Annotated in this window: 22 protein-coding genes; 14 read left to right on the top strand and 8 right to left on the bottom strand. The window is 72.1% G+C overall.

Annotated elements, in window-relative coordinates; translation table 11 throughout:
* Nucleotides 1-263 precede the first annotated feature (263 nt).
* Both AB0761_RS06250 and AB0761_RS06245 read left to right on the top strand, forming a co-directional pair.
* Nucleotides 264-2147, top strand: coding sequence for an HSP90 family protein (locus AB0761_RS06250; RefSeq protein WP_377267961.1), 1884 nt, complete (start codon nucleotides 264-266; stop codon nucleotides 2145-2147).
* Nucleotides 2147-5086: a hypothetical protein gene (locus AB0761_RS06245; protein WP_377267960.1), complete on the top strand. Its 2940-nt coding sequence runs from the start codon at nucleotides 2147-2149 to the stop codon at nucleotides 5084-5086. Before AB0761_RS06250 ends, AB0761_RS06245 begins: the two co-directional genes overlap by 1 nt.
* Nucleotides 5087-5480: 394 nt before the next feature.
* Here AB0761_RS06245 and AB0761_RS06240 read toward each other — a convergent pair whose 3' ends face one another.
* The gene (locus AB0761_RS06240) at nucleotides 5481-5888 is read right to left on the bottom strand and encodes a VOC family protein (RefSeq protein WP_377267959.1); all 408 of its coding nucleotides are present in this window, start codon (nucleotides 5886-5888) and stop codon (nucleotides 5481-5483) included.
* Between the two features lie 203 nt (nucleotides 5889-6091).
* Here AB0761_RS06240 and AB0761_RS06235 point away from each other — a divergent pair, with 203 nt between their 5' ends.
* From AB0761_RS06235 to AB0761_RS06225, 3 genes are all read left to right on the top strand, one after another.
* Nucleotides 6092-6898 carry a helical backbone metal receptor gene (locus AB0761_RS06235; RefSeq protein ID WP_377267958.1) on the top strand — a complete coding sequence of 269 codons (807 nt, stop codon included), beginning with the start codon at nucleotides 6092-6094 and terminating at the stop codon, nucleotides 6896-6898.
* 69 nt (nucleotides 6899-6967) lie between these two features.
* Nucleotides 6968-7645, top strand: coding sequence for a hypothetical protein (locus AB0761_RS06230; RefSeq protein ID WP_377267957.1), 678 nt, complete (start codon nucleotides 6968-6970; stop codon nucleotides 7643-7645).
* Nucleotides 7646-7867: 222 nt separating this feature from the next.
* Nucleotides 7868-8452, top strand: coding sequence for a GNAT family N-acetyltransferase (locus AB0761_RS06225; protein ID WP_377267956.1), 585 nt, complete (start codon nucleotides 7868-7870; stop codon nucleotides 8450-8452).
* Between the two features lie 185 nt (nucleotides 8453-8637).
* Here the strand turns inward: AB0761_RS06225 and AB0761_RS06220 are convergent, their stop codons facing one another.
* From AB0761_RS06220 to sigJ, 6 genes are all read right to left on the bottom strand, one after another.
* Nucleotides 8638-9207 (bottom strand): TetR family transcriptional regulator, encoded by a 570-nt coding sequence (locus AB0761_RS06220; RefSeq protein WP_377267955.1) that lies wholly within the window; start codon nucleotides 9205-9207, stop codon nucleotides 8638-8640.
* A complete protein-coding gene (locus tag AB0761_RS06215) occupies nucleotides 9204-10667 on the bottom strand; it encodes an MFS transporter (RefSeq protein WP_377267954.1) in 1464 nt (487 codons plus the stop codon). Before AB0761_RS06215 ends, AB0761_RS06220 begins: the two co-directional genes overlap by 4 nt.
* A 301-nt stretch (nucleotides 10668-10968) precedes the next feature.
* Nucleotides 10969-11442, bottom strand: coding sequence for an NUDIX domain-containing protein (locus tag AB0761_RS06210; RefSeq protein ID WP_377267953.1), 474 nt, complete (start codon nucleotides 11440-11442; stop codon nucleotides 10969-10971).
* Between the two features lie 330 nt (nucleotides 11443-11772).
* Complete coding sequence (locus tag AB0761_RS06205; protein ID WP_377267952.1) at nucleotides 11773-12285, bottom strand: DUF3592 domain-containing protein; 513 nt, start codon at nucleotides 12283-12285, stop codon at nucleotides 11773-11775.
* Between the two features lie 365 nt (nucleotides 12286-12650).
* Entirely contained in the window at nucleotides 12651-13340 is a 690-nt protein-coding gene (locus tag AB0761_RS06200) for an IMP cyclohydrolase (RefSeq protein ID WP_377267951.1), read from the bottom strand.
* A 249-nt stretch (nucleotides 13341-13589) separates the two neighbouring features.
* Nucleotides 13590-14525, bottom strand: a complete 936-nt coding sequence (gene sigJ, locus AB0761_RS06195) for an RNA polymerase sigma factor SigJ (protein WP_377273946.1) — start codon at nucleotides 14523-14525, stop codon at nucleotides 13590-13592.
* Between the two features lie 149 nt (nucleotides 14526-14674).
* Here sigJ and AB0761_RS06190 point away from each other — a divergent pair, with 149 nt between their 5' ends.
* The 8 genes from AB0761_RS06190 to AB0761_RS06155 all read left to right on the top strand — a co-directional run bounded on the left by AB0761_RS06190 (nucleotide 14675) and on the right by AB0761_RS06155 (nucleotide 24409).
* On the top strand, nucleotides 14675-15046 hold the full coding sequence (locus AB0761_RS06190; RefSeq protein ID WP_377267950.1) for a DoxX family protein: 372 nt from the start codon (nucleotides 14675-14677) through the stop codon (nucleotides 15044-15046).
* Nucleotides 15047-16528: 1482 nt separating this feature from the next.
* Entirely contained in the window at nucleotides 16529-17548 is a 1020-nt protein-coding gene (locus AB0761_RS06185; protein WP_377267949.1) for a glycoside hydrolase family 11 protein, read from the top strand.
* Between the two features lie 213 nt (nucleotides 17549-17761).
* Complete coding sequence (locus tag AB0761_RS06180) at nucleotides 17762-18955, top strand: barstar family protein (RefSeq protein WP_377267948.1); 1194 nt, start codon at nucleotides 17762-17764, stop codon at nucleotides 18953-18955.
* Between the two features lie 373 nt (nucleotides 18956-19328).
* On the top strand, nucleotides 19329-19526 hold the full coding sequence (locus AB0761_RS06175; protein WP_377267947.1) for a DUF3152 domain-containing protein: 198 nt from the start codon (nucleotides 19329-19331) through the stop codon (nucleotides 19524-19526).
* Nucleotides 19527-19712: 186 nt separating this feature from the next.
* Nucleotides 19713-20387 carry a hypothetical protein gene (locus AB0761_RS06170; RefSeq protein WP_377267946.1) on the top strand — a complete coding sequence of 225 codons (675 nt, stop codon included), beginning with the start codon at nucleotides 19713-19715 and terminating at the stop codon, nucleotides 20385-20387.
* Between the two features lie 330 nt (nucleotides 20388-20717).
* Complete coding sequence (locus tag AB0761_RS06165) at nucleotides 20718-21743, top strand: LuxR C-terminal-related transcriptional regulator (protein ID WP_377267945.1); 1026 nt, start codon at nucleotides 20718-20720, stop codon at nucleotides 21741-21743.
* Complete coding sequence (locus AB0761_RS06160) at nucleotides 21740-22735, top strand: LuxR C-terminal-related transcriptional regulator (RefSeq protein WP_377267944.1); 996 nt, start codon at nucleotides 21740-21742, stop codon at nucleotides 22733-22735. Before AB0761_RS06165 ends, AB0761_RS06160 begins: the two co-directional genes overlap by 4 nt.
* Nucleotides 22736-23239: 504 nt before the next feature.
* Nucleotides 23240-24409, top strand: coding sequence for a LuxR C-terminal-related transcriptional regulator (locus AB0761_RS06155; protein WP_377267943.1), 1170 nt, complete (start codon nucleotides 23240-23242; stop codon nucleotides 24407-24409).
* A 66-nt stretch (nucleotides 24410-24475) separates the two neighbouring features.
* On the opposite strand, the gene AB0761_RS06150 is transcribed toward AB0761_RS06155, so the two are convergent.
* A complete protein-coding gene (locus tag AB0761_RS06150; protein ID WP_377267942.1) occupies nucleotides 24476-24679 on the bottom strand; it encodes a hypothetical protein in 204 nt (67 codons plus the stop codon).
* A 1057-nt stretch (nucleotides 24680-25736) separates the two neighbouring features.
* On the opposite strand from AB0761_RS06150, the gene AB0761_RS06145 reads away from it, so the two are divergent.
* A complete protein-coding gene (locus tag AB0761_RS06145; protein WP_377267941.1) occupies nucleotides 25737-25994 on the top strand; it encodes a hypothetical protein in 258 nt (85 codons plus the stop codon).
* Nucleotides 25995-26064 lie beyond the last annotated feature (70 nt).

The raw sequence follows: 26064 nt of genomic DNA, 5'->3' as shown, positions 1-26064 counted from the left end.
GTCGGAGTCGACCGGGTACGCCCGTACGAGGTCGATCCTCCGCCTTGCGATGCGCCCTCCTTGCCCGCCGCCTTCGGCGAGGAGGGGCCCTGAACGGGACGCCGCACGCCGCAACGGCGCGATTGGTCAGCCAAGCCCCAGCCCGCACCTGCCGCACCTGCCGCACCCGCCGAACCGCGCAGCGGGAAGACCGCGCCGTCCGCCGTCCACCGACTGCCGCACCGCGTTGCCCCCAAGCCCGCCGACCGAAAGAGCCCGCCCCGGTGCCCCCGACCGACAGCACACGAAGCGCCTCCACCGAGCACACCCCCACCGCGCACACCTTCCAGGTCGACCTGCGCGGCCTGGTGGACCTGCTCTCCCACCACCTCTACTCCAGTCCCCGGGTCTATCTGCGGGAACTCCTGCAGAACGCGGTCGACGCCATCTCCGCCCGGCAGCGCCTCGACCCGGCCGCCCCCGCCCGGATCACCGTCCGTGCCGACGGCGACCTCACCGTCACCGACACCGGCGTCGGCCTCACCGAGGCCGATGTGCACACCTTCCTCGCCACCATCGGCCGCAGCTCCAAGCGGGACGCCGAAGGCCGACTGGACAACAGCGGGCTCGCCGCCGCCCGCAGCGACTTCATCGGCCAGTTCGGCATCGGCCTGCTCGCCTGCTTTGTCGTCGCCGACGAAATCACCGTGGTCAGCCGCTCCGCCAAGAGCCCGGACGCGCCCACGGTCGAGTGGCGCGGGCACTCCGACGGCCGCTACACCATCACCACCCTGCCCGCGTCGGCCATGCCCGAGCCCGGCACCACCGTCCGCCTCACCCCGCGCGCCGACGCCGCCCAGTGGACCCGCCACGGCCAGGTCCTCGAACTCGCCCGCCACTACGGCAGCCTGCTGCGCCACGAGGTCACCGTCACCGACGCCCACGGCACCGCCACCCGCATCGACGCGGCCCCGCCATGGCAGGTCCGGCACGCCTCGCCGCTCGCCCGGCGCGACGCCCTGAACGCCTACTGCCGCGACACCTTCGACTTCACCCCGCTCGACACCATCGAGCTGGACCTGCCGCTGGTCGGCCTGCGCGGTGCCGCCTATGTCCTGCCCGACGCGGCCCCGCCCTCCCGCCGGGCCGGCCACCGCGTCCACCTCAAGGGCATGCTCGTCTCCGACCAGGCCGACGAACTCCTTCCCGACTGGGCGTTCTTCGTGCGCTGCGTCGTCGACGCGGACGGACTGCGTCCCACCGCCTCCCGCGAGGGCCTGTACGCCGACGAGACCCTCGCCGCCGTCCGCGACGCCCTCGGCGCCCGCATCCGCGACTGGCTCACCGGACTGTCCGCCAGCGACCCGGCACTGCTGCACCGCTTCATCGGCGTCCACCACCTCGCCGTCAAGGCCCTTGCGCGCTACGACGACGAACTGCTGCGGATGCTGCTGCCCTGGCTGCCGTTCGAGACCACCGACGGCAATGTCACCCTGGACGAGTTCGCCCGCGCCCACCCGGTGATCCTGGTCGCCCGCACGGTCGAGGAGTTCCGCCAGGTCGCACCGATCGCCGGCGCCGCCGGCCTCGGTGTCGTCAACGGCGGCTACACCTACGACAGCGACCTGGTGCACCGGCTGCCCGAGATCCGGCCCGGCACCTCCGTCGCCGACCTCGACCCGGGCACCGTCACCGCGCACCTCGACAGCGTCGACCCCGCCGCCGAACTCGCCGCGGCGGCCTTCCTCGCCACCGCCCGCGACGTCGTCGGGCGCTTCGACTGCGACGTCGCCCTGCGCACCTTCCACCCCGCCAGCGCACCCGCCCTCCTCCTCGACAACCGCGAGGCGCGCCATGAGCGCACCCGTGCCCGCCTCGCCGAGGAGGCCGACGGCCTGTGGGCGGACATCCTCGGTTCGCTGCGGGCCGAGGTACCCCGTGCCCAGCTGGTCCTCAACCACCTCAACCCGCTGGTGCGCCGCGCAGCTTCCATCGCCGACCACGGCCTGGCCGTGATCGCCGCCGAGGCCCTGTACGGGCAGGCCGTGCTGCTCACCCGCCGCCCGCTCACCGCGAGCGAGAGCGCCCTGATCAACCGCTCGTTCCTCGGCCTGCTCGACCACGCCATGCTCGGCCGTGAGACCGCCGACCCGCAGAAGGAGTCCTGATGACGGACACCCCCGAGGCGCTCGCCGAGGCGCTGCGCGCCAATGACGCCCGTCCCTACGGGCGGCAGCGCACCGTCACCGCCGAGGAACTCGCCGAGGCCGCCGAGCAGTTCGACGACCGCGAGATACAGGTCCTCGCCCTGATGGACCTCATGGAGGCCTACGAGTACGACGCCGAGCCCCGCAAGGCCCCCGTCGTCTTCGCCCGCATCCTCAAGCTCTGGGACACCCACCCCGACGCCTTCAACGAGTGGGCCCGCCTCCAGGTCTTCTGGCGCTTCAAGTGGGTCGCCGCCGCGCTGCGCTCCACCCCGGACGTGCCGCTGGAGGCCATCGAGCGCTGGCACGGCGAGATGCGCACCCGCTACCGGGCCGCCGACCACGACCTGCAGCCCTACTACGCCCAGCGTTTCCACCTCGCCGCACACACCGGAACCGGCGAGGAGGACGCCTTCGACCTGTGGGCCACCCGGCCCCGTGCCCGGATGAGCGACTGCGAGGCGTGCGAGATCCGGACCCGCGCCCGCCACCACCTGCGCCGGGGTGACGACGCCCGCGCCCTGAAGGAGTGGCAGCCCGTCCTCAGCGGTGAGAACCACTGCTCCGAGGAGCCGTGGACCAGCCACGCCGAGGCGCTGCTGCCACAGCTGCGCCAGGGCCGGCTGGACGAGGCCCGCTCCAGCCACCTGGTGGGCTACCGCGGCGCCCGCGGCAAGTCGAGCACCGCCATGCAGATCAGCCTGCACCTGGAGTTCTGCGCGCTGTCCGGCAACGAGCCGCGCGGCCTGGAGATCCTGGCCGAGAACCGCGGGCTCTTCGACGGCCACGGCGACCTGCTCTCCCGGCTGCACTTCCTCACCGGAGTCGAACTGCTCACCGCCCGCCTCGCCGCACTGGGACACGGTGAGCTGCCCGCCGGAGGACCGGCCGGCGGCCCCTGGACGGTCGCCTCCCTGCACGACCACGTCCGCGCCGAGGCCGAGACGCTGGCGGCCCGCTTCGACACCCGCAACGTCACCACCACCGTGAGCGACCGCCGCCGGGCCCGCCTCGCCCGGGGTCCGCTCGTCGACCAGCCCCTCGCCCTGGGTGTGCGCGCCGCCGCAGTGCCCTCCCCGGCGGTCGCCGCCGAGCCCCGCCCGCTGGCCGAGCCGGTCCCCGAGGACTTCACCGCCCTGGTGGTGCGCGCCCGCGAACTGCGCCGTCTCGACCACCCCGACGCCCGTACCCTGTGGCGGACCATCGCCGACACCGTGGCGGCCGACGGCTACACCCACAGCGAGGTCCCCGAGGTCGGGCCGCTTCCGCGGCTGCAGGCCGACCTCGCCGAGGACCGCGCACACCAGGCCTTCGAACGCGGAGCGTGGCAGTCGGCCCGCACCGAACTGCACGCCGCCGCCGAGCTGTTCGAGCAGGCCCAGCTGCCGGGCCGCGCCCTGGTGATGCGCACCCGGGCCGCCGTCGCCCACCTCGGCGAGGACGACGCCGCCGCGGCCGGCGAGGACAGCGCCCCCGACTGGGCGATGCTCGACGAGGCGCTGCGCCGCGCCGATGAGCTCCCGGCCTCGGCGGGGGAGGGGGACGGGCCCGGCATCGGACCCGAGGACCGCCTGTCGATCCTGCACTCCCGCACCTATGCGGCCTACCAGGAGCTGGCCGGCGCCCTCCCGGAGCCGCCCGCCGACGTGGCGGCACGTTTCGGTGAGGCCGTCGGCGCCTACCACCGCGAGAGCATCCGCCGTGCCCTCCCGCACCGGATCATCACCGCCCGTCAGTACACCGCCGACATGGCGGCCCGGCAGGGACGGGCCGCCGAGGCGCACACCGAACTGACCGAGGTCCTGGAGCAGGTGGAGCGGGAGGGCCTGCCCTGGCGAGCCCCGCGCATCCTGATGCTGCTCGGCCAGGTGGCGATGGTGCGCGACGAGGCCGCAGTGGCCGTCGAGGTGTTCCACCGGGGGCTCGCCGAGGCCGTCCGCTGGGGCGACGACTCCTTCCCCTACGGTCCGGCGTACGCGATGCTCGGCCACGCCTGCGAGCACGCCGGGGACGAGGCCGGCGCCGCCCGTGCGCTGTCCGAGGCCGCGGCCCGTTTCGACCGCGAGGGCCGGGCCGGGGACGCGGCGGGCGTACGGGTACGGCTCGCCTCGGTGATGCGCGACAGCGGCCGCACCGGTGACGCCGTCGCCGTCCTGGAGTCCGTACTTCTGGAGGCGGACGCGGCCGGCTTCGACGAGCGGCAGCGCGCCCAGGTCCGGCTCGATCTGGCGCGCGGCCTGGCCGGTCTGGAGGAGTACCGGGATGCCGCCGAGGAGTATCTGCGGCTCGCCGACGAGGTGGCCGACTGGGAGGACCAGGACATCCACACCATGGTCGCCTGCGAGGCGACGGCCGCCCTGGCCGAGTCCGGCCGCTGGGAGGCTGCCGAGGCCGCCCGCGAGCGCGCCCTCGCCTCACATCTGAAGGCCCCCCGCGCCGACCAGGTCTGCGCGATGCTGCGGGAGTTCGCACAGGCCACCATGCAGGCCCACGGCGAGGGCGGCGTCGAAGGGGCGCTGGCCCGACTGGCCGAGGCGGACGAGGTGCGCGAGCGGGCCGAGGCCGAAGGACACCCGGTCACCGTCTGGTACCAGCGCGGTGCCGTGCACTACGAGCGCGCCCGTGTGCTCGGCTTCGGCAAGCGCGCCGAGGAGGCGCTGGCCGAGGCCGAGGCCGCAATCACCGCCTATGGGACCGGCGGCGGCGAGGGCGAGGAGCCGCGCGCCGAGGCGTTGCGGATCGCCGCACTCATCGAGGGCCGCAGCCTGGGCCGTACCCAGGCGGCCCGTGCCCGCCTGGCCGAGGGCGTGCGCCGCTGTGAGGGCGCGGGACTGCCGGAGGCGGCCCGTATCCTCGCGGCCCTCAGCGACCGCCTCGCCGCCGAGGCCGAGCAGGGCTGACCGCCGCGCGGCGGCGCAGTGCCGCCGGCCCGGCGGGGAATCCCCGCCGGGCCAGCGGTCCTGCCGGGTGTGGTGTCGCGCACTGTCCGTACAGCTCGGCTCCGCTGCGCAAAGGGCGAACCACTCGACGGGATCTTCCGTGTTCCGCAACGGTGACCACCACGCTGTCCGGGCCGAGGAGGCCGGCCGCCGCTGCGGGACGAGCGCGGAACCCCTCGGCCGCACCCGGCAGCCGGCGCTGCTCCCTCCGTTGCCCCGGCGGGACCGGGACGGAACCTGTTGCGCAGGGGAGTGGTCAGGAGTTCCCCGCCGGGCCGACCGCATGGCTCCGGACCCCGGCAGGGGATCTCCCGTCAGCACGGCCGATCACTTGGGGAGCAGGACGCCGCCCGCCCTACGACGACGCCGCGAACGGGTCGACATGACTGCCGTACGGGCGGGTGATGATCTCCATGCCGTGCCCGCCCGGGTCCAGGAAATAGACACCGCGCCCGCCGTGGTGATGGTTGATCTCGCCCGGCTGCTTCAGATTCGGATCGGCGTAGTAGGCGACCCCGGCCTCCCTGATCCGGCCGAAGGCGGCGTCGAACTCCTCGTCCGAGACCAGGAACGCATAGTGCTGCATGACGATGGACCCGGCCGGGACGGTGGCGAAGTCCAGAGTGACTCCGTTGCTGGTGGCGACCGGAATGAACGGACCCCACTCCTCCCCGACCTCAAGGCCCAGGATTCCCGCCAGGAACTCGGCGGACTCCCGCTTGTCCGGGGAATGGACGATGGTGTGGTTCAACTCGACTGGCATCGGTGGAATGCCTCCGCAGGCATCTCACGGCACCTCCATGCCTCACCCAGCCGATGACCGACACGCGATGCCGTGGCCCCAAGCCTAGTGCCGCTCGCGGCGTCGAGACCCTCTGGAGCACACGGGACCCGCCCCGCGCCCGCACCGTCCGCTGCCTCAGGCAGCCCCTGCCGGGGGCCGCCGGGCTCGGTTACGGTGAACCCATGGCCGTGCCAGCCGACACCCGTACCGTCGCCGACGACCAGGGCACACCGCTGCGGCTCGGCCCGCCGCCGACCCGGGTGGTGTCGCTGGTCCCCTCGCTCACCGAGGCGGTCGCGGTCAGCGCGCCGGGCCTGCTGGCCGGGGCCACCGACTGGTGCAGCCATCCCGCCGGACTGGATGTGACCCGGGTCCGCGGCACCAAGAACCCCGACACCGCCCGTGTCGCGGCGCTCCGCCCCGATCTGGTCATCGCCAACGACGAGGAGAACCGCGAAGCCGACCTCACCGCACTGCGCGAGGCGGGGCTCGCCGTCTGGGTCACCCGGATCAGGTCGCTCGACGAGGCCTTCACCTCCCTCGACCGCTTGCTCACCGTCGCCTGCGGTCTGCCCGCGCCCCCATGGCTGGACGACGCCCGCCGGGCCTGGCAGTCCCCGCCCACGCCGCCCGGACCCCCGCGCCGCGCGGTGGTGCCGATCTGGCGCCGGCCCTGGATGGTCCTCGGCCGCGACACCTTCGCGGGTGACCTGCTCCGCCGCCTCGGTGTGCACCAGCTGTACGCCGACCACACGGAGCGCTACCCGGCCGTTCCGCTCGACCGACTCCGTTCGGACAGGCCGGAGTTGGTGGTCCTGCCGGACGAGCCCTACCGCTTCACCCGGACCGACGGTCCTGAGGCCTTCCCCGGCGTTCCCGCAGCGCTGGTGAGCGGGCGGCACCTCACCTGGTACGGGCCCTCCCTGGCCGAGGCACCCGCAGTGCTCGCCGCACAGCTGGCCGCCGCCCCCGCAACCGGACAGGCGTGACCGTCCGGGCCGTCGGCCCAGCCCGCCCGCCCCGCGTGCAGCAGCCCCCGACCCAGGAGGACAGACCGGATGAGCAGCCACGACGCCGCCACGGACACACCGGTCCAGGACCCCTTCGGCACACTGCGCCGCGCCCTGTGGATCGGCGGCGGCCAGTGGGCCGGCAAGTCGACGGTGGCCCGGCTGCTGGCCTGCCGGTACGGCCTCACTGCGTACCACTACGACTACCACGACGCCCGCGCCCACAACGATCGGCGTATCGCCCGGCTGGTCCGGGCCGGAGAGCCCTTCGCGGACCCCGACCCCGAGGACGTATGGGTGCGCACGACTCCGGAGGAGATGGCCGCCGCGACCCTGGCCGGTTTCCCCGCCCGGTTCGCATGGGCCCTGGACGACCTGAGAGCTCTCGTCTCGGGCCGCCCGGTCGTCGCCGAGGGCTGGGGGCTGCGCCCCGAACTGGTCGCGCCCGTCCTCGACTCGGCCCGCCGGATGGTCGTCATGGTGCCGACGCCGGAGTTTCGCGCCCGCCAACTGCGTGAACTTCCCCGTGCCGCAGGCCTTTCGCAGCGTGTCAGCAACCCGGCCAGGGCGCAGGCCAACCGGCTCGGCCGTGACCGGCTCGTCGCCGAGGACGCGGTCCGCAGGGCCCATGAACTCGGGGTGCGTGTGATCGAAGTCGACGGCTCCCAGGATGCCGCCGCGGTCGCGGAGACCGTCGCCGACCACTTCAGCCCCCACCTCCCCTGACGACCGGGCCACCGACAGCCCCGGTCACGCCCTGCCCGGCCAGGGAAGGACCGGGCCCGGCAGGGTGCTCTCCGCAATCCGGGCCGGGCGGAGAGCCGACCGGGACAAGGTCTCGACGAGGGCACCGGCCGGAAGCAGGTTCCGTGGCACCCGGCGGGCTGCACGGACCGGTCGCGGAAAATCCGCTGGCCACCGCGCCGACGGATCCCTACCCTGGCGCTCATGACTCCCGCCCACGCCGAGATCAGGCCCGAACGGGCCCAGGACCATGAGGCGGTGGGCCGACTGCATGCCCTCGCCTTCGGCGATCCGGACCGCGTACCCGGGCTGGTCGACGCACTGCGTGCCGCGCCGGGTGCAGTCGAGCCCATCGGGTTGGTGGCGACACGGGACGACCAGGTCGTCGGGCACGTCATGCTCAGCGCCTGCCGCCTGGATGCCGAGCGGCGGTTGGTCGACGTGCTCAGCCTGTCGCCGCTGGGCGTCCACCCGGACCACCAGCGCCGGGGCGTCGGCAGCCAGCTGGTCGCCGCGGCCCTCAAGGCCGCCGAGGAGCAGGGCATTCCGCTGGTCTTCCTGGAGGGCTCGCCGGTCTACTACGGAGAGCGTGGCTTCCAGCGGGCCGACCTGCACGGGTTCCGGTCACCGTCGCTGCGCATCCCGGTGGCGGGGTTCCAGGTCGCGGTGCTGTCGTCGTACGAGCCCTGGATGACCGGCACGTTCATCTACTCCGAGGCGTTCTGGGCGCATGACTGCGTCGGCCTGCGCGACCCCGAGCGCTTCGCGCGGATCGCCGCGCAGAACTGAGACCCGCCTGTGCACCCGGGCCGGGCCGTCCTGAAACGCGACCGTTCAGCCGGGACGGACCGGGGTTCCGGTGGCTACCGAGGGCCCGGGCCGGCCTGCCCCGGCCAGCCGGCCGGCGTTTGCGCACTGCTGCCGGTGGCCGGGCGGTCGTGCGGCAGGCGCCGGGCGCGACCGGCCTCGGCGGGTCAGGAGCCCAGGCCCAGTCCTGCCAGGGCCGAGCGCACCAGCGGAACAAGGTCGTCGATGTCCGCGGCCGCCAGCTGGTCGAGCGTCCCCGCGCCGCGGGCCAGCAGCACCCCCACAAAGGCAGCCGTCGCCAGCTCGGCCCGCAGCTGCGGCCGGTCCAGTCCCTCGCGGGCGAAGCGCTCATGGAGCGGGGCGACCAGGCGGCTGTGCAGCTGGGCGCGCGCGGCGTCATGCACCGTGGGGTCGTCGTGGACCAGAACGGCCGACTGGAAGACCGGGCCGGCGCCCCGCCGGCCGGAGCGCTCGAAGAGGGCGCGCAGGCGGTCGGGATCGAGCAGGTCGGGCGGGGTGGCATCGCCTGTCTCGGCCCGCAGGGCGGCGATGTAAAGGCCGCTCTTGCTGCCGAAGTAGCGGGCGATGAGCGCCGCGTCGACCCCTGCCCGCTCGGCGATCTCACGGATGGTGGTCCGCTCGAAGCCGCGTTCCGCGAACAGCTCGTCCGCCGCGGCCAGCAGCAGTTCACGGCTGCGCGCCGAGTCGCGCCTGCGCGGCTGCGTGCTGCCTGTCACCGTACCGCCTCCCGTGGGGCCGTTCCCGAGCCGACCGCCTCCGAGCCGGCCGTTCCGGACAGTACCGCGTCCGGTACGGGCACTGCTTCCGTGCGGCTTCTGCGCCCGCGCGGCAGGACCAGGGTCACCAGGATCATGGCGGCCCACACTCCGCAGGACAGCAGGGCGGCCGCCCGGTAGCCGTCGCCCCCGGGCACTGAGGCGCCCGCCGCGGTGTGGGCCTGCAGGACGGCCGCGCTCAGCACACTGCCGGTGGAGTACCCGGCGTAGCGCAGCACCTGGTTGAAGCTCATCGCGCTGCCGGTCTCGTGCACGGGCACGGCGCCCGTGATGAGTCCGGGCATCACAGCGAACAGGCAGCCGACGCCGAACCCGGAGATGCCCATGACCACGAACAGCTGCCACAGCTGCCCGTGGCCTACGGCGAAGGCCAGCGCGGCGACCAGGGAGACCGCGCACCCCGCCGACAGGATCAGGGTCGAGGAGGTACGGCGGGCAAGCAGCGGTGCCACCCGGCCGGCCACCGCACTCGCGGCCGAGAACGGCAGCAGGACCAGCCCGGTGACCACCACGGAGGCCCCGAAGCCGTAGCCGGTGTCCTTAGGTGTCTGCACCAGCCGTGTCATCAGGGTCATCAGCAGGTACATCCCCGCGCCGGCCACCAGAGCCGTGGCGTTTGCGGTCAGCACCGTACGGTCCCGGGTCAGCCGCAGGTCCACCAGCGGGTGCGCCGTCCGCAGCTCATGGACGGTCCAGACCCCCAGCAGCAGCAGGGACACCCCGGCCAGGACGAGCAGCCGGACCGAGGCCCACCCCCACAGCTCCGCCTCACTCAGCGCCAGCAGCAGCCCGGCGAGCGCGGCCCCGAGCAGCAGCGCACCGGGGACGTCCAGCGGGGAAGCAGGACGGCGCGGGGCCGGCGGCAGGACCAGCGCAGCGGCGACGAGTGCGGCGGCGGAGACCGCCGCGCCGAACCAGAACCCGGCGTAGAGCCCGAAGGACTGGGCGATGAGACCGGTGATCGGGTAGCCCAGGCCGACTCCGGCGACAGTCGTGACCGACAGCAGCGCCACCGCCGGGCGCGACCGGTGCATCGGCAGCGCGTCGCGGGCGGTGGCGATGGCCAGCGGGGTGAGTCCCAGGCCGAGGCCCTGCAGCGCCCGCCCGGCGACCAGGCAGCCGAACCCCAGCGGCAGTGCGGCCAGCGCGCTGCCCGCCAGCACGGCCACCAGGGCACCCATGATCACCTGGCGGCGGCGCGGGCCGTCGCCCAGGCGGCCCATCACCGGGGTGGCGACGGCACCGACGAGCAGTGTGACGGTCAGCGACCACTGGGCGTCGCTGGGGGAGACGTGGTCCTGGGCGGCGATGGTCGGCACCAGCGGCGCCCCCAGGCTGCTGATCACAGCGACCAGCATGCCGAGGAACACCAGGACCGGTACCAGGGCGCGCTGTCTCAAGGACGGCGGTCCATCCACGGCCGGCGATTCCATGATTCTCCTTGATGTCATCGAACGATGTCATCAAATGATGACACAGCCGTCCCGGGCCACCTGAAGAGGTCTGGCCGCGACAGCGGGGGCGCCGGTTCTCAGGGGTCGGCCTGCGTTCACCCCTGCCGTGGACTGCGTCATCCGCGCCCAGGCGCGCCGCACCGTGCCGTGCGGGCTGGGTCACTCGCGGAGCCGGGGCCTTCGGCCTACGCCCCACCACGCCCTGTCCGCCGGGCAGGGTCACAGCGGGCCGGGTGATCGGCTGATGTCAGGAGGGGGAGCGCTCTTGCAGCAGGCGGGCCAGCGGCGCCCGGATGTCGGCCGGATGCAGATTCAACCGGTCGAACGCGTCAGCGGTCGCCCACATGAGTGTGTACCTGTCGTCCGGGCCCTGGGCCGCGGCCTCGGGGCCGGACAGCTCGGCCGTCCCCGTCACGTCCGCCATGAGGAAGTACGACGCCGGCCGGCCGTTGTGCCGCCCGGTCCACAGCAGGCGCTCGATCCTCGCTTCGAGCGTTGTCTCCTCCCGCAGTTCACGCAGGGCTGCGATCTCGGCGCTCTCGCCCTCCTCGACGTGACCGCCCGGCAGGACGGCGTAGTGGTGCCCGGGGCACCCGGGCTCCGCCTCGCCGCGGTCCTGGCACATCACGCAGGCATCAGCGGCCCTGTGCTTGAGGAACCGTTTGATGACCAGTGCCTGCTGACCGTCGACGACCACCGCAACCGCCCTGGGAATCAGCACCCTGCGATGATGGCAGCCGCCTCGGACATCCGGGGCGGACCCCGGACCGCACGGTGGCTCCCCGGGTGCCCGAACTGCAGCGCAAGCCCCGTGCGCATCGGCAGATCCGGCCGGTCCGGACGCTGCTGACGTTCACTCAGCGTCGTGCCCCCGGCGGGCCCGTCCACCGTTCCGTCCACGCCCAGGCCACGGATCCTGCGCTTGCTCCCCACGGAGCACCCCGGAGTCGGCGCAGCCGCAACTGACCCAGTCGTGGGCGGAGGAGCGGAGCAACTGCGCCCGTGCACATCGTGCGGCCGACCGGCGGAGACGGCGTCGGGCCTCCGTCGCTCACCGTACGAGCTGTGGCGGGTCCGTCGTGACCTGGGTGCCGATGTTCGGCACGGTGGAGACGAGCGTCTCGGCCTCGTGCGCGACGAAGTAACCGACGGCGCCGAAGCCCGCGCTGACGACGGCGAAGGCGACGAGGAACGTGGCTGCGACCAGCATCGCCGGCGAGCCGGTCCGGCCGTCGTCGCGTACCAGCGCAGCCAGGTGCGGGCGGTGGGGCAGATAGGCGACGGTGACCGTGTCGCCCTCGCACAGCGTGCCCGGGGCCCTGGTCCGGATGCGCAGCCGGCGCCCGTCAGGGACGGGGTATTCGACGATGGAGTGCCACACCGTCCGGACATGGTGGTCGGAGCCCTCGACCCCGGTGTGGATCCGCAGGCAGCGGCCCATGGTGCGCTCGCCCGTACGCAGTACGGTCCGTACACGCCACCACCAGCGCAGCAGCAGGGCCGCTGCTGTGAGCGCGGCGGCGGCCATCAGGGCGGGTACGGCGAGGAAGACGATGGAGAGCATCGGTGTGTGGACCTTTCCCCCGGATGTGATCCTTTGCGTCCATGGTCCCCACCGGCCGGCCTGCCCTACCGCTGGGCGGACCGGTTCAGAGCTTCCCTTGAGCTTCTCATCGGGCCGCGGTGGCGCCAGGGGACGTTGCCCCGTTGAGCAGCAGGAACCGGTGGCGAGCGCCGGGCTGTCGTTGCCGTGCAGCACGACTGGGCCGGATCCGCCGGGGCCGGCCCGGTGTCGGCCCCGCCCGTGCGTACGGGGAGCGGGCCGGCCCGGCCCGTATGGACACCGGCGGCTTCGGCCCGGTTGCCGGACGCTGCGGGACCGGGCCGGCGGAGGCGGCTGGTGTCGCCGGCCCGGTCCCGCGGCGGGGATCAGACGGGAGCCGCAGCGGCCTGCCGGATGTCGGAGCGGGCAAGGCCTCCGGGCGGGAAGACGGCCGCAGCGATCCGAAGCTGCGGCGGCAGCGACTCCCAGAGTTCGTCCAGAAGGTTGCGCGGGCCGTCCGCATCGATGCCCACTTCGAGGAACGGCGCACCGGTGGCGATCTCATGGCCGTTCGAGTGGTAGGTGGTCATCAGCACCCCCTCGCCCGGTTCCAGATCGCCGACCTGCAAAGTCAGCCGGTTGGTCGCGCTGCGCCCCCCACCGCTGCGGCGCGCTGCGCCGAACCAGGCCCGGCTGCCGTCCGCGATCACGGTCAGACGAGGGGTGAAGATCGGCGGGTCCGGTTCATAGTCGAGTCCGTCCAGCGCCGAGGCCGGGGGCGCCCCGGAGCCGAGACGGTCGGCGACGGTTGAGACCTGCTCGCCGTTGCCGAAGACCACCAGGTCCCCGCTCTGGCGGGCGGCGACGTAATGCCGCAGGTGGTCGTGGTCGCACGCCTGCGTGGGAGCGACGATCAGCTCCCCCTCGGGGGTGTGCCGCAGGGTACGGGCCTTGGAGGCCGGGCTGCGTCCCGTGAGGAAATAGGCGCCGAGCGAGGCGCCGTCGGCAGTCCTGCACCACAGCACCCCTCGCCCGGGGTATCGATTGCCCCTCAGTGCTTCCTTCAGCTGGTTCACGTGTCGGGTGCCCCTCCGTCTTCCAGGCCTCGCGTCTCGAGGCGGTGGTGACATCCAAGCGGAGCGGGGGGCGTCGTACCGCTCACCGCCGTGTGCCGGGGTCGCCGCTGTGGGCGGCTGCCTTGTGGCGGACGGCCGACCGGACGAGGCCGCCCCGGGACCGGAGCCGGTGAGCGCGGCCCAGCGCGGTCCCGCGGCCCGCGATCAGCGCCAGCGGTCCGCGGCTGTGCGGCCGTGCGGGGACGGACGTCAGTCCGTCGCCCAGGGCCGGAGCTTCTCGGGATTGCGCACTCCCCAGATGCGCCTGATCCGGTCGCCTGCCATCTCGAACGCGAACACCGCCACGGTGACGCCGTCCTGCAGGGCCACCAGTCCGGGTCGGCCGTTGACCGTTCGCTCCAGGATGGTGAGACCGGTCGCCCTGACCGCGATGTCCATGATGTGCTCTGCGACCTGCTCGTCGCCCTCGACCGGCCGGAGGGCCGCGGTGACGATGCCGCCGCCGTCGCCGGTCGCTGTGACGTCGGGGTCGAGGAGCCCGATGAGGGCGTCGATGTCCTTGGCCTCCCAGGCCTGTTTGAAGTCCCTGACGATGGCGGCCTGCCGGGCTTCCGACGTCGGGGGAGCCTGCGACGTGCGGAGGCGGCGGCGGGCCGAGGAGGCCAACTGGCGGCAGGCCGCCGGGGTGCGGCCGACGATCTCGGCCACTTCTGCGAAGGAGTAGCGGAAGACGTCGTGCAGGATGAGCGCGACGCGCTCGGCGGGGGTCATCGACTCAAGTACGACGAGGAAGGCCATGGTGATCGACTCGTCGAGGGTGATCCGGTCGGCCGGGTCGGCGGTGGTGCCGCCCGTACGCCCGCTGATCCAGTCCGTGCGGTGGGGCAGCGGCTCGGGGATCCACTGGCCGACGTAGTTCTCGCGCCGCACCCGTGCCGAGCCGAGCAGGTCGAGGCAGATGCGTCCGGCGACCTTCGTCAGCCAGCCGCCGGGGGAGGCGATGGCCTCCTGCTGCTTCGGGGACATGGCGTACCAGCGGGTGTACGTCTCCTGTACGACATCCTCGGCATCGGCCAGGGAGCCGAGGAGCCGGTAGGCGAGACCGATCAGCTGACGCCGCTCGCTCATGATCGCGCCCAGGCCCGGATCGGGCACGCCCTCTGCTGGCTCCGACTGGTTGCTCATGGTCTGGCCGACCCCCTCGGTCACCTCTGCCGTCACAGGTCCGACGGGACAGCCCTGCGGAATGTCAGGCGGACACACGGCCTGACATTCCGTGGGGCTGTCCCGTCGGACTGCTGAGACAGACACCTACGACACAGGAGAGCCCTCCGATGAACGTGTTCTTGTGGATCGTGCAGGCGATCCTGGCCGCCGGGTTCGCCATGTCCGGGGTGGCGAAGACCACCCAGCCGAAGGACAAGCTGGCCGGCATGCTTCCGTGGGTGGAGGACTTCTCACCGGCGACGGTGCGGTTCATCGGTGTGATGGGACTGCTCGCAGCGATCGGGTTGATCGTACCGGCCGCCACCCGCACTGCACCCGTCCTCACACCGGCCGCCGGGACCGGGGTGGCCGTGCTGATGGTTCTGGCGGCGGCCACGCACATCCGCCGCAAGGAGCTGTCCGGGGTGGCGGTCAACGCAGTCCTGTTCGCGCTCGCCGTGCTTGTCGCGTGGGGACGGTTCGGCCCGTACGGCTGGTGACCGCCTGAGCGGCGGGGGAGGCCCGCTCGTACGGGGCCGGCCATGTGGTCAGGGCGCCGATCGGCCGTGCGGCGGCCCGGGGTCCTTGCCCAGCACGGGGCGGGCCGGTGTGCGGTCGGGTGCAGGGCGCTCGGGGCCCGGGGGCGGGTGGCCCGGTTGGCGAACAGGGGCGTCAACCGGGCCATGGGCATGGACGAGGTGGTGGCGCTCGATCGGGACCGGTCCAAATACTTGACGCCTACTCAGAGTGCACGATCTGCACGGCTGTTCGGCATTTGGGTCCTCACCGGGTGGTGGTGCCCACCAAGCGCAGGGTGGGCCCGAGGGGCACAGTGAAGGCCGGCTCTCGCGTACACGCGCCGGCGGATGTTCCGGCCGATCGTCCTCCGCGGAGAGCGGCGACGAACCCCGGGCGCGGTTGGGCCCCTGGGGCTTCCTTGGGCCGGGCAGGTCTTTCAACGGATGCGGTGCGGCCGGGATGTCGCCGAGGTCCGGGTCGGACGCAGTTGCGGGCGAGGCATATAACTGTCCGACTCCAGGCGTCAGTTGATGGACAGGGCACCTGGCCGGGAGCCGCAGTCCTCTGCCGTGCCCACACTGGGCCTCCGTTCCACGCCCGGCCTGGCGGGCGGAGCGGTGACAGCGGGGGCACGGCAGCCTGTGGCGGTGCAGGGTATTGCAGCCCGCAGAGGTCAAAGCAGGGTGCATTACCGCTGTGACGGTAATTCCGGCACCGCCCGCGGCCGTGCGCTCAAGGCGATGCTCTCACGCGAGGCACCATTGGATCTCCGAAAGTTTGCAGAATTTGCGAACGATCCCGGGAACCGTAGGGCGCGGCTGACGCCATGTCAAGACAGCTTGCAGCATTGGCAGAACCCCCCACCGGCGCAAGTAGGTGAAGGGCTCGAAATATTTCGAGTTTTCATCCAGATTGACCGGCATAAGTTTCGACGAACTTTCGGAAAATGGTCATTGACCCTCGCTTCGAGCCGAGCGCATACTGTCCAGCGATCGGAAACCTCCCCGTAATGCAGGCGACTGGTTACGGATCCACCCGTCCCACCTCCGGGCGCGTTCTGGTGTGCGTGTCCGGTGACCGGAAGCTGAGGTTGCGGTCATCGTGGATGGCGTGTGTGTCCGTGCCTGGGGTGCTCGTGGTGCGGTCGGGCCGTTGTGGTGGACGTCGTATCGGCGGTCCTGAACTGCGGGTTGTGGTGCGGGTGCTGTCGTTGTCGGCGGTCCTGCGGTGGGGGTTGTTCCGGTGGGCCTGCTGCGATCAGGCCGTGGGTGTGTGGTTGCCGATCGCACGGCGGCCGGCCGCCCTTCTCTTCTTGCCCTTGCGGTGCGGTGGCGGGCTGAGTGTCCTGCGTGCCGTGCCGGTCCCTGCGACTGTGGCCCCCTCACCGCGGCCACCTTGAGCCCGTCGGTCGGCGTCATGCCCTCCGGCGTTCCCACCCGGCTTCACCAGGAGGAAGCGCGTTCATGAACACCCCCCTCACCCGCTCGAGGTTCCGCATGCGCGGGCGCCTCAGGTGGATTCTCGCGATGGTCGCGGCTGTGCTGCTGATCCCGGCCACCGCCCACGCGGACACCACGGTCACCTCGAACCAGACCGGCAGCAACAACGGGTACTTCTACTCGTTCTGGAGCCAGACCACCGGCCAGGCCTCGATGACCATGGGTGCCGGCGGCCAGTACAGCACCACGTTCAACAATGTGGACAACTTCGTTGCGGGTAAGGGCTGGAGCACCGGCAACCGCAACCCGGTGACCTACTCGGGCACCTGGAGCACCTCCGGCAACGCCTACCTGTCGCTGTACGGGTGGACCACCAACCCGCTGGTGGAGTACTACATCGTCGACAACTACGGCTCCTACAAGCCCACCGGCACCTACAAGGGCACGGTGACCTCCGACGGCGGCACGTACGACATCTACGAGACCCAGCGGGTCAACCAGCCCTCGATCCAGGGCACCGCGACGTTCAACCAGTACTGGAGTGTGCGGCAGTCCAAGCGGACCGGCGGCACCATCACCGTCGGCAACCACTTCGACGCCTGGGCCAGCCACGGCATGAACCTGGGCTCGATGAACTACGAGATTCTGGCCACCGAGGGCTACCAGAGCAGCGGCAGCTCCAACATCACCGTCGGCTCCTCCAGCGGCGGCGGCACCACCGGCGGCACCACGGGTGGGACGACCGGGGGCACCACGGGCGGCACGACGGGCGGCGGCGGCAGTTGCACGGCGACGCTGTCGGCGGGCCAGTCCTGGAGTGACCGGTACAACCTGAATGTCGCGGTGACCGGTTCCAGCACCTGGACGGTGACGATGAAGGTCCCGTCGCCGGAGAAGGTCATGTCGACCTGGAACATCAACGCCAGCTACCCCGACGCGCAGACCCTGGTGGCCAAGCCCAACGGCAGCGGCAACAACTGGGGCGCCACCATCCAGACCAACGGCAGCACCACCTGGCCGACGGTCACCTGCAGCCCCAGCTGACCCACCCCGCACAACCAGCAACACCGCACCTGTGGCGCGGCGGCCCCGGCCGCCGCGCCACGGCCCCATGGACGCAGCCGGGTGGGGAACCGCCCGGCGGCCTTCGACCGCCACCCGATCCGAGCACCGCCGACGAGATGTGATCGAGTGCGAGCAACCGCCCTCCGCCCGACCCCAGGGGTTCCGTATCGTGGGCGCGCGAAGGTTGCTCACATGGTCGGGGGTCGGGTGCGCATCGCGGATCACGTCGGGTGGAACCGGGGCTTCCCGGTGAAGTACCTCCTGGTCCAGGAGGACGAGGACGGCGTGGAGCAGTTCTGGGGGAGGTGCGCGGGTGTCGAGGGGTTGTTCGTCGACCCGGTCCCCCCACCGCGGGAGGTCCTCACCCTGCGTGGATGCAGCCCCGACGGTCTCCTGAGCGACGTCCTGGCCGAGTCCGACGTGTCGCTGCGGGGGCTGGGTGACGTGTGCGTCGAGGTCTGGGACGACCAGAGGCCCGTGCAGTGGTGGACTCTCGTCGATGCGGTCGTGGTGGCCCATCAGCCCCACCCGGCCGACCCGGCGCGGCTCGACATCGTGCTCGGCGCCGGCGTCAGGAACGAGGAGGGCTTCACCGAGTTGCCCGAGGCACCGCGCTTCGAGCTCTTCGCGGGAACGACGGTCCCCGCTGCACGTGCCGGCCGGTGCTCCGCCGTGGACGGTCTGTTCCGGTCGCGAGCGGTTCCGGCTCCCGTCCCGATGGAGCTGATCGGCTGCGAGCCTGCGGAGCCTCTGCTCGCGGCGCTGCGGAGCCCCCGTCGGTGGGAGCGGGACCGGGCCGGGCTCATGGTGCTGGATCGCCATGGTGCCGTGATGGCCTCCCTCGCGGTGGGCCTGGCCGTCACCGGAGCCCGCCCGTCCGTGCTCGGCGGCACGCTGGTCGACATCACCCTCACCGATGGCGGCGAGGACCGACCGTCGCCCGCAGCCCGCCCGCTCTGGGAGACGTGGCACCAGGGCGCGCCCACGGAGCCCAACGTGTGGGCCCCGTACGACTCGCAGGGCCGGTCCGAGTGGTTGAACCTCACCACTCGTGCCTGGCGGGTGCCCGTGCCCCGGCCGGATCGGTCCGGCGGTGACCACCAGCTCGACGGCCGGTTCGTCACGGACATTCCCGGGCTGCACTGCGCGATCGCCGAGGCCCTGCTCGGGCCCGGCCGCTACTTCGGCCGGGAGTGGAACGCCTTCAAGGACTGCCTGGGCGGTGGATTCGGGGTGGCCCCGCCCTTCACCCTGACCTGGCACGACTCCGAGGTCGCACGCCGCGCACTGGCGGACGTTCCGGGGGATCCGGAGAGCCGTCTCTCCTACTTCGAGGAGATCGTGCACCTCCTCGAGCGGTGCGGCGTCACCGTGGTGCTCCGGTGAGCCGCCGACCCCGTGCGCATCCGACTCCGGACTGAGGTATGACGATCGGTCACATGCGCTGCTCCGGAGCCCGGCAGCGCCCGCGTGACGGCATTGCTGTGTCATCCACGTCCGCCCTCGACCGTCCCGCGTGCCGCCGGGCCGTCCGGCCGTGCCCGGGGTCCTCCTACCGCTGGATCAGGTCGGGGCACGAGTCGTCCGACTGCGTCATCGTCCAGCCGTCCCCGAGTACACGGACACTCCTGTGTGCTGGGGAGCGCTGCGTGGAGAGAGCCGGAGCCCCGGAGGTGCCGTCCCGGTCCGGTTCCGTGGGCAGCGCGGTGGACGGCGGAGTCACATGGGCCATCGTGCACGCCAACTGGAGCATGGCCGGGTGGCTGAGGGGAGGGACACCCTGATCACCAACCATGAGATGGGGCACTTCCTGGGCTACTCCCATATGACCTGCGCAGGCCCCGGGCAACCGGCCCCGGTGATGATGCAGCAGATCAAGGGCCTGTCCGGATGCGTCGCCAGCGCCTGGCCCTATGACAAGAAGGGTCACTTCGTCTCCGGTCCGCCCGTGCCGTGAACCCGGCGGGCCGGGTTCACGGCGCCCCCGTCACAGGCCTGCCCCGGCGGTGGTGACCGAGGGATCGACCCGTATGACCCCGGGTCCGGCAGCCGGAGGCAGGGCCGCTTTCGGGACACCCCTGGTGCGGTGCGCCGATCCATGGGATTGTGCGGTGCTGCGTTGATCGTTCGGGGGGCTTGGAACGTGGGTGCGATAGGCGTCTTCCTGGTGGTGTTCGCCGCTCTGCCGCTGGTCATCTGGGGTATGACCGTGCGGACCCGCCGGGTCGGCTGGACGGTCGGCGTGCTTCTGGGCGTCTGCGCGGCGACCCGGTTCGGACTGGCCGGTGCCCTGTTCGGGGTGACCGTGCACAAGCAGGATCTCGTGGTGCTGGGGAGCCTGCTGCCGATACCGCTGATCATCGCGGGATGGCTGGTCGAGCGCTGGAAGGCCGGGCCCCGGACGGAGCATCCGCTGGAGAACCGCCAGAGTGCGGGGATCGCCACCCTGATCCTCTACACCGTCGTCATCGGCGCCGCGGCCGGACTGGCCTACCACCAGGGCGGCGACGTCTCCGCACCGTCGCGCGACCAGCTGCTGCCGCTGCCCGCGGGGCTGACGGCGCGCGGGCAGAGCGGGGGGTGCGCAGCGGACGGCTGCTCCACGGTGCTGGGCATCGCCGGTACCGACGGTGCGACGCCCGAGCAGATCGTGCAGCGGCTCCGGACGCATCTGGAGTCGGAGCGAGGGTGGCATCTCGACGCCGCCGGATCGGGCTGCCGGCGCGCGGGCGGGTTCACCGACCCCACCAAGCTGTGTGTGTCCATGAAGCCGATGGGGCAGTTGGTCCTGGTGGGCTTCGACTCCGTGAAGCGCTGATCCGGCGGGCCCTGGGAGCCCCGGCGGGCCGCGTCGGTTCGGGCGCCCTCGGAGCAGCCGCGAGCCGGGGATGCCATGACTGCCGTCGAGGGGCGACGGCGGCGACGGCATGGAACGGCCGGGGCTCAGAACGGCCCCGCGCTGCCCGTCCGATGGACGACGGGCGTATCCGCTGTGCGACCGGCTCCCGGTGCCGGGATCGGCTGCGTCTGTCCGGTGCATGATGAGGCCGCACCTCGGCAGGATGGTTTCGGTACGATTCTGCTTTCACGCATGCACCACGGGGATCACATCTGATCAGCAGTCGGCCTGATCAGGGGGAGTGCGGCCATGGGGACAGTGGGGGAACCGCCGGCAGGGCTTCCGGCGCGGTTCGCGCTTCCTGAGCACGCGCAGCAGCTCTACCTGCGCATCGTCGACCAGGGCGGAGCGCTCTCAGCGGAGCTTGTCGGGCCCCAGGACGAGGAGTCCTTGCGGCGGCTGGCCGACCTGAAACTCGTCGTGCACGAGCCCATCGACTCCCAGTGGGTGGCCACCAACCCCCGGGAGCTTCAGTCGCTCTGGGCGATGGAGCTGCACGCCCAGGCGGTGGGGGCGCTCGCCCTGGCATCGGTGGTGCCCGCCCAGGTCGAGGAGCTGTCCGCGCTCTACGCCAGACACGGCCGCGTGGCCCCCCGGCGCGAGCCGGTGCAGTACGTCCATGGGGTGGGGGCCATCAGAAGCCGCATCGCCGCATTGACGGAGACCGTCAAGGAGGAGTTCCTCACCGTCCAACCCGGCAAGAGACCTCCCCGGTTCCTCGCGCCGGAGCTGACCCGGCGGGAGTTCGACCTGGCCCGCGAGGGTGTGCAGCGGCGCACCATCTACGAGTCCCATGTGCGCCGGGAGCCCGCGGTCAGGGCGTATGCCCGCGCCGTCTCCGACCTGGGGATCCAGTTGCGCACCCTCGACGAGCCCGTGGGCCGGATGTTCATCCTGGACCGCCGTACCGCGGTCATCCCGTTGCACGGCAATGATCCCGAAAGCGCCGCCTTCATCACCGAGCCGACCGCGGTCGCCTTTCTGGTCTCCTGCTTCGAGCGGGACTGGGCCCGCGCCGACCCGTTCGACGACTTCGACTCACGCAAGGCCGACCAGCTCTCCGAGGCCCAGCACGCGGTCGTCCGACTGCTGTCGGAAGGCCTGTCCCAGCCTTCGATGGCCAGGCGGCTGTCCCTGAGCGAGCGCACCGTCGCCAACCATGTCGCCGGCATCCGCACCCACTACGGTGCCACCACGCTCTTCCAACTCGGCCTCGCCATCGGTCGCGAGCAGAGCAGACAGGACGAGGGCGCACGGGAGGACCCGGCCGGATGACCACCGAGTCCCCAGACGACCTCGACACCTCTCCACGGCTGATGTCCGACGACGCCCACGCCCTCTACCGGCGCATCCTGCACCGGGGCGGGGGGTGGTGGCAGTCGGCCGGCGGTGTCGACGGGGCGGCCGCCCAGGAACTCCAGCGGCTGGGGCTGCTGGTCCGGGATGCGGCCGACCAGCACTGGGTGGCGGCCGACCCGCAGGTGACAGCCGCGCAGCTGACCCTGAAGCTGCAGGCCCAGGCGATCAACCTGCTCAGTCATGCGGCCCGCGTCCCGGATTCCCTGCGGGTCCTCTCCGACGCCTATCAGCAGCTGGAGCAGGGCCGCCCGCAGGGTGCGGGCGAATCCACCTCGGTCTATGTGGAGGGCGTGGAGAACATCCGGGCCCAGCTGAGCGACCTCGCCTCCAGATGCACCCGGGAGGCGTCGAGCATGCAGGCCACAGGCCCGCAGCGGTATCTGACCCGGCAGGAGGCCACGTCCGTGGAGGGCCCGCTGGTGAGGAGCGGGGTGCGCAGTCGCGCTCTGTATCAGTCGCACGCCCGGCACGACCCCCGGCATCGCGGCGTGATCAAGGCCCTCACCAAGGCGGGCTGCCAGATCCGCATCCTCGACGAGGCGCTTCCGCACCTCTACATCTTCGACCGGTCCTGGGTCGTGATCTGCATGCCGGAGGATCCCACCGCCGCGCTGGTCACCAGTGATCCCGCGATCGCGGCCTACGCCGCGCGGGTCTTCGAACGGGACTGGGCACGCGCCGCCCCCTACGACGAGTCGGTCTCCGAGCCGGGCAGGCTCTCCTCCCAGCAGGAGGCGATCCTCCGGATGCTGGCCGGGGGCGACTCCCAGCCGCAGATCGCCGTCAAGCTGAACCTGAGCGAGCGCACGGTCGCCAACCATGTCGGGCGGATCCGCGCGCACTACGGTGTCGAGACCATCTTCCAGCTCGCGCTCGCCGTGGGGCGGGAGCAGGGCAGGCGGTCATGACGCCCCGCCCCGCATGCGGCCGGCGCGACCGGTCGGCAGGCCGCGGCTCCCGTGCTCCGGCCGCCCCGGTCGCCGCGCCCCGCCGTACGGCCGATGCGGTACCGGCGGCGCCGAGGGCGTAGCGCCCGGCGGGCGCCGGCAACCCCGCTGCGGCGAGGCCGGCGGTGTGGGGCTGCTTCCCGGGCTGCGGGCCTCGGCCCGTCGGGGTGCGGCCGCACCCCGGTGCCCTCGGCACGGCGGGACTTGTACAGGCGGCCGCCCCACCCCCTCGGCAAGGCGGCCGCTGCGCGGCCGGACTGCACCGCTGGGGCGCGTCCCCAGAGCCCTGCGGCTCTCGCGCCCAGGTCGATGGTGGTGTGTCCACGACATCCAACGCAAGCCGGTTGGCTTTTCAGGGGCCTGTGACTGCATGATCCGGGGGATCGAAAATCTGTCGAGGGACCGCTGCGCCAGAACGCTCGAACGGGCAGGATAGGCCCGACGGGGGCGAATTGTGAGGGGACGATGGACGTAGAGGCGGGGGCCGCACCCGAGGACGTGCTGTCGCAGGCGGCACGGGACCTGTACATGGAGATCCTCAAGTCACGCGAAGGTGGCCGAATCCGCATACCCGAGGACTCCTGCGCCGACCCGGTGATCAGCGAGCTGATCGGGCTCGGCCTGCTGGAGGAGGACTTCGACCATCTTGGCTGGTTCGTAGCGGTCGATCCCCAGCAGGCCACGGCCAAGAAGGCCGCCACTTTCCACGCCGACGCGGTGGGACTGCTCCAGCGCGCAGCCTCCCTGCCCGCCGCGATGCGCGAGGTGACCCTGGCCTACCAGGACGCGCACCCGCCACAGGCCTCCGTGGCCGGTATCACCCGCGTCCGCGGTGCGGTGCGGATCAATCAACTGCTGGACGGCCTTCTGGACGTCTGCCAGGACCTCATCACCGTGCAGCCCGGTGGCGCCCGCCCGGGTCCCGTGCTCAAGCGGGTGGTCAACCGCGACCTGGCGGTGCTGGAGCGCGGCGGCATGATCAGGACCATCTACCAGCCCACCGCACGCTACGACCCGGCCACCATCTCCTACGTCAGGGAGATCACCGCCGCCGGTGGCCAGGTACGGACCCTGGACGAGCCCTTCGCCCGGCTCATCGTGGCTGACGGCCACACCGCGGTGATACCCGTGGCCGGGGACACCGGCCAGGCGGCGTTCATCCGCGAGGAAGCGGTGATCGCGTACCTGCTGGCGGGCTTCGAGCGGCAGTGGAGCCTGGCGCTGCCCTTCACCGGTGAACGCGAGGTCCCGGTCGAGGTCACCGACGCGCTGAAGCGCCGGATCCTGCAGATGCTCCTCGCCGGCAAGCAGCACGCGCAGATCGCGCGGGAGCTCAGCCTGAGTGTGCGCACCGCCGCCCGGTATCTGGCCGAACTCCGCACGGAGTTCGGGGTGGAGAGCCTGTACCAGCTCGGCTACGCGGTCCGTGCCGCACAGGGTGATCTGCAGCTTGCCGTTGTGCGTATGGTCCTTGTCGGGGACGAGCACGCCGAGATCGCCCGGGCACTGGGCCTGGACATGCAGACCCTCGACCAGCACCTGGATGAACTCCGCAGGGTGATCGGCACGGACACCCTGCCGCAGCTCGACCCCATCGGCGGAGCGGACGACAGCACGGCCGCGGCCGAGCGATGAGCCCGCAGGGCGCACGCCTTCGGGACCGCAGCCGTTGCGGCTGCGGTCCCTCCGGGTCGGTGCCGATCAGTGCGTGGTGCTGCCTGCGTTCCTGACCGTGGAGTCGATCGGCTGGACGTTGGCGTTCCAGCCGCTGTCCGCCGACACCACAACCTTGCTGCCGGGGGCAGGGTTGTTCCAACCGCTGTCGGCGGGACCCACCGCGCCCACAGCAGCAGCCGCCGCAAGACCTATGACGCCCAGAGCCAGCAGGACCTTGGGTGCGCGCATGTGCCGCTCCTATCGAACCGGGCCGCGCGGGACGGGATCTGATGATGCGCTCGGCCGTTAGAGCACATCATGACGGATGAGTGCGGCAGAGCACAGCAGGGGGGTCCAGGAATATCCCTGTTGAATGCGTCTGGCACGGTTAGCCTGCGCGTCATCCGGCCACGAGGTCGACCGTTGCAGGAGCCGGACCTCGGCCTCCCGGTGCTGCTGAACCCGTAGTGCAGCGGAGGGGGTGCGGCGCGATCACCGGCCGCCCGTCGCAGGGAAGTCGCGGGCCGTGCAGAAGGACGGCTCAGGGCTGCTGAATGCGGTTCCGCGCCAGGTTTCCGTGGCGGTGGGCACCGATTTGTCGACGCCGGGCGGCCCTTCCAACCTGCACACACCCAGGCCCGCTTGTGCTGTCGGCCCTGCCGCGGCAGCCCCGGACCGGCAGGTGAGGACCCGTTTCGCCCCCGGTGAGCACCGGGTTGCGGGCCGGTCGGCCCCGACTTCCCGAGGGCTCGGAACCAGGGGCTCGGCCGCCGCCGTGCAGGAAAATCCATACACGACATGTTCACATCATGACTTTCCTGGGAGGCCTCTGACTCCCGGAGAGTCACCACCACACTTCGTAGGCAGACGCTCGCGTCGCCAGGATCTGCGGGATCACGACAGCCCGCGTTATCGCGGTGCCCCCGGACAGTCACGGAACACTGCAAATCGGGTCCTTCGAGGCCGCTCCAAGGAAACTCCGGAAACCGCGGCAGGCCGAGCGGATCACCACGTGATCACCACCGGAGCGGCATTGCCGAACCGACGCCCGGCTCCCCTCCATCCATCCGCCGGGGTTCCCGTGGCACTTCACGGTCGCGCCCGGTTGTACACGTGCACGAGCGCGGTGGGACCTGACGGAACCCAGTCAATTTCGTGCACGGCACAGGAATGACTCCCCACAGGTCTCCCGCTCGGCGAACCGACCACGTACCGTCCATCCCGGGGGCGATGCTGGGCGCTCCCTGCCGGCACGGGTGACTCACTACAGGCTGGGCATTGTCATCACTTCACTCGGGAGTAGCCTGTGTCCGACTCCGCGATCATCGCGGGCTTCCTGGCTCCCGAGCCTCCTTCCTCCGAGGACGGGCGGGACCCTCACGAGGTGGCCGCAGCCGCGCTGCAGGCGGCGGAATCCGCCCATCGCGCCTGGGCGGCGGCCCCCGAGGACCAGCGGGAGCATCTCGGCCGGGTCTACCAGGACGCCCACTACGCGGTGCAGGCGGCCATCCTGGGACTGTCGGCGACCATCATTCAGCAGCTTGTGGAGCCGCCCCCATGGTGACAGCCGGGCGTTCCGCCCTCCCGGCCCGCGCAGCGGCCATCCGGCGTCCCGCATCCCCCTGGGCCGGATC

It is taken from the genome of Peterkaempfera podocarpi, assembly GCF_042466665.1.
Taxonomy (GTDB): Bacteria; Actinomycetota; Actinomycetes; order Streptomycetales; family Streptomycetaceae; genus Peterkaempfera; species Peterkaempfera podocarpi.
This window is presented reverse-complemented; position numbering and strand designations above follow the sequence as displayed.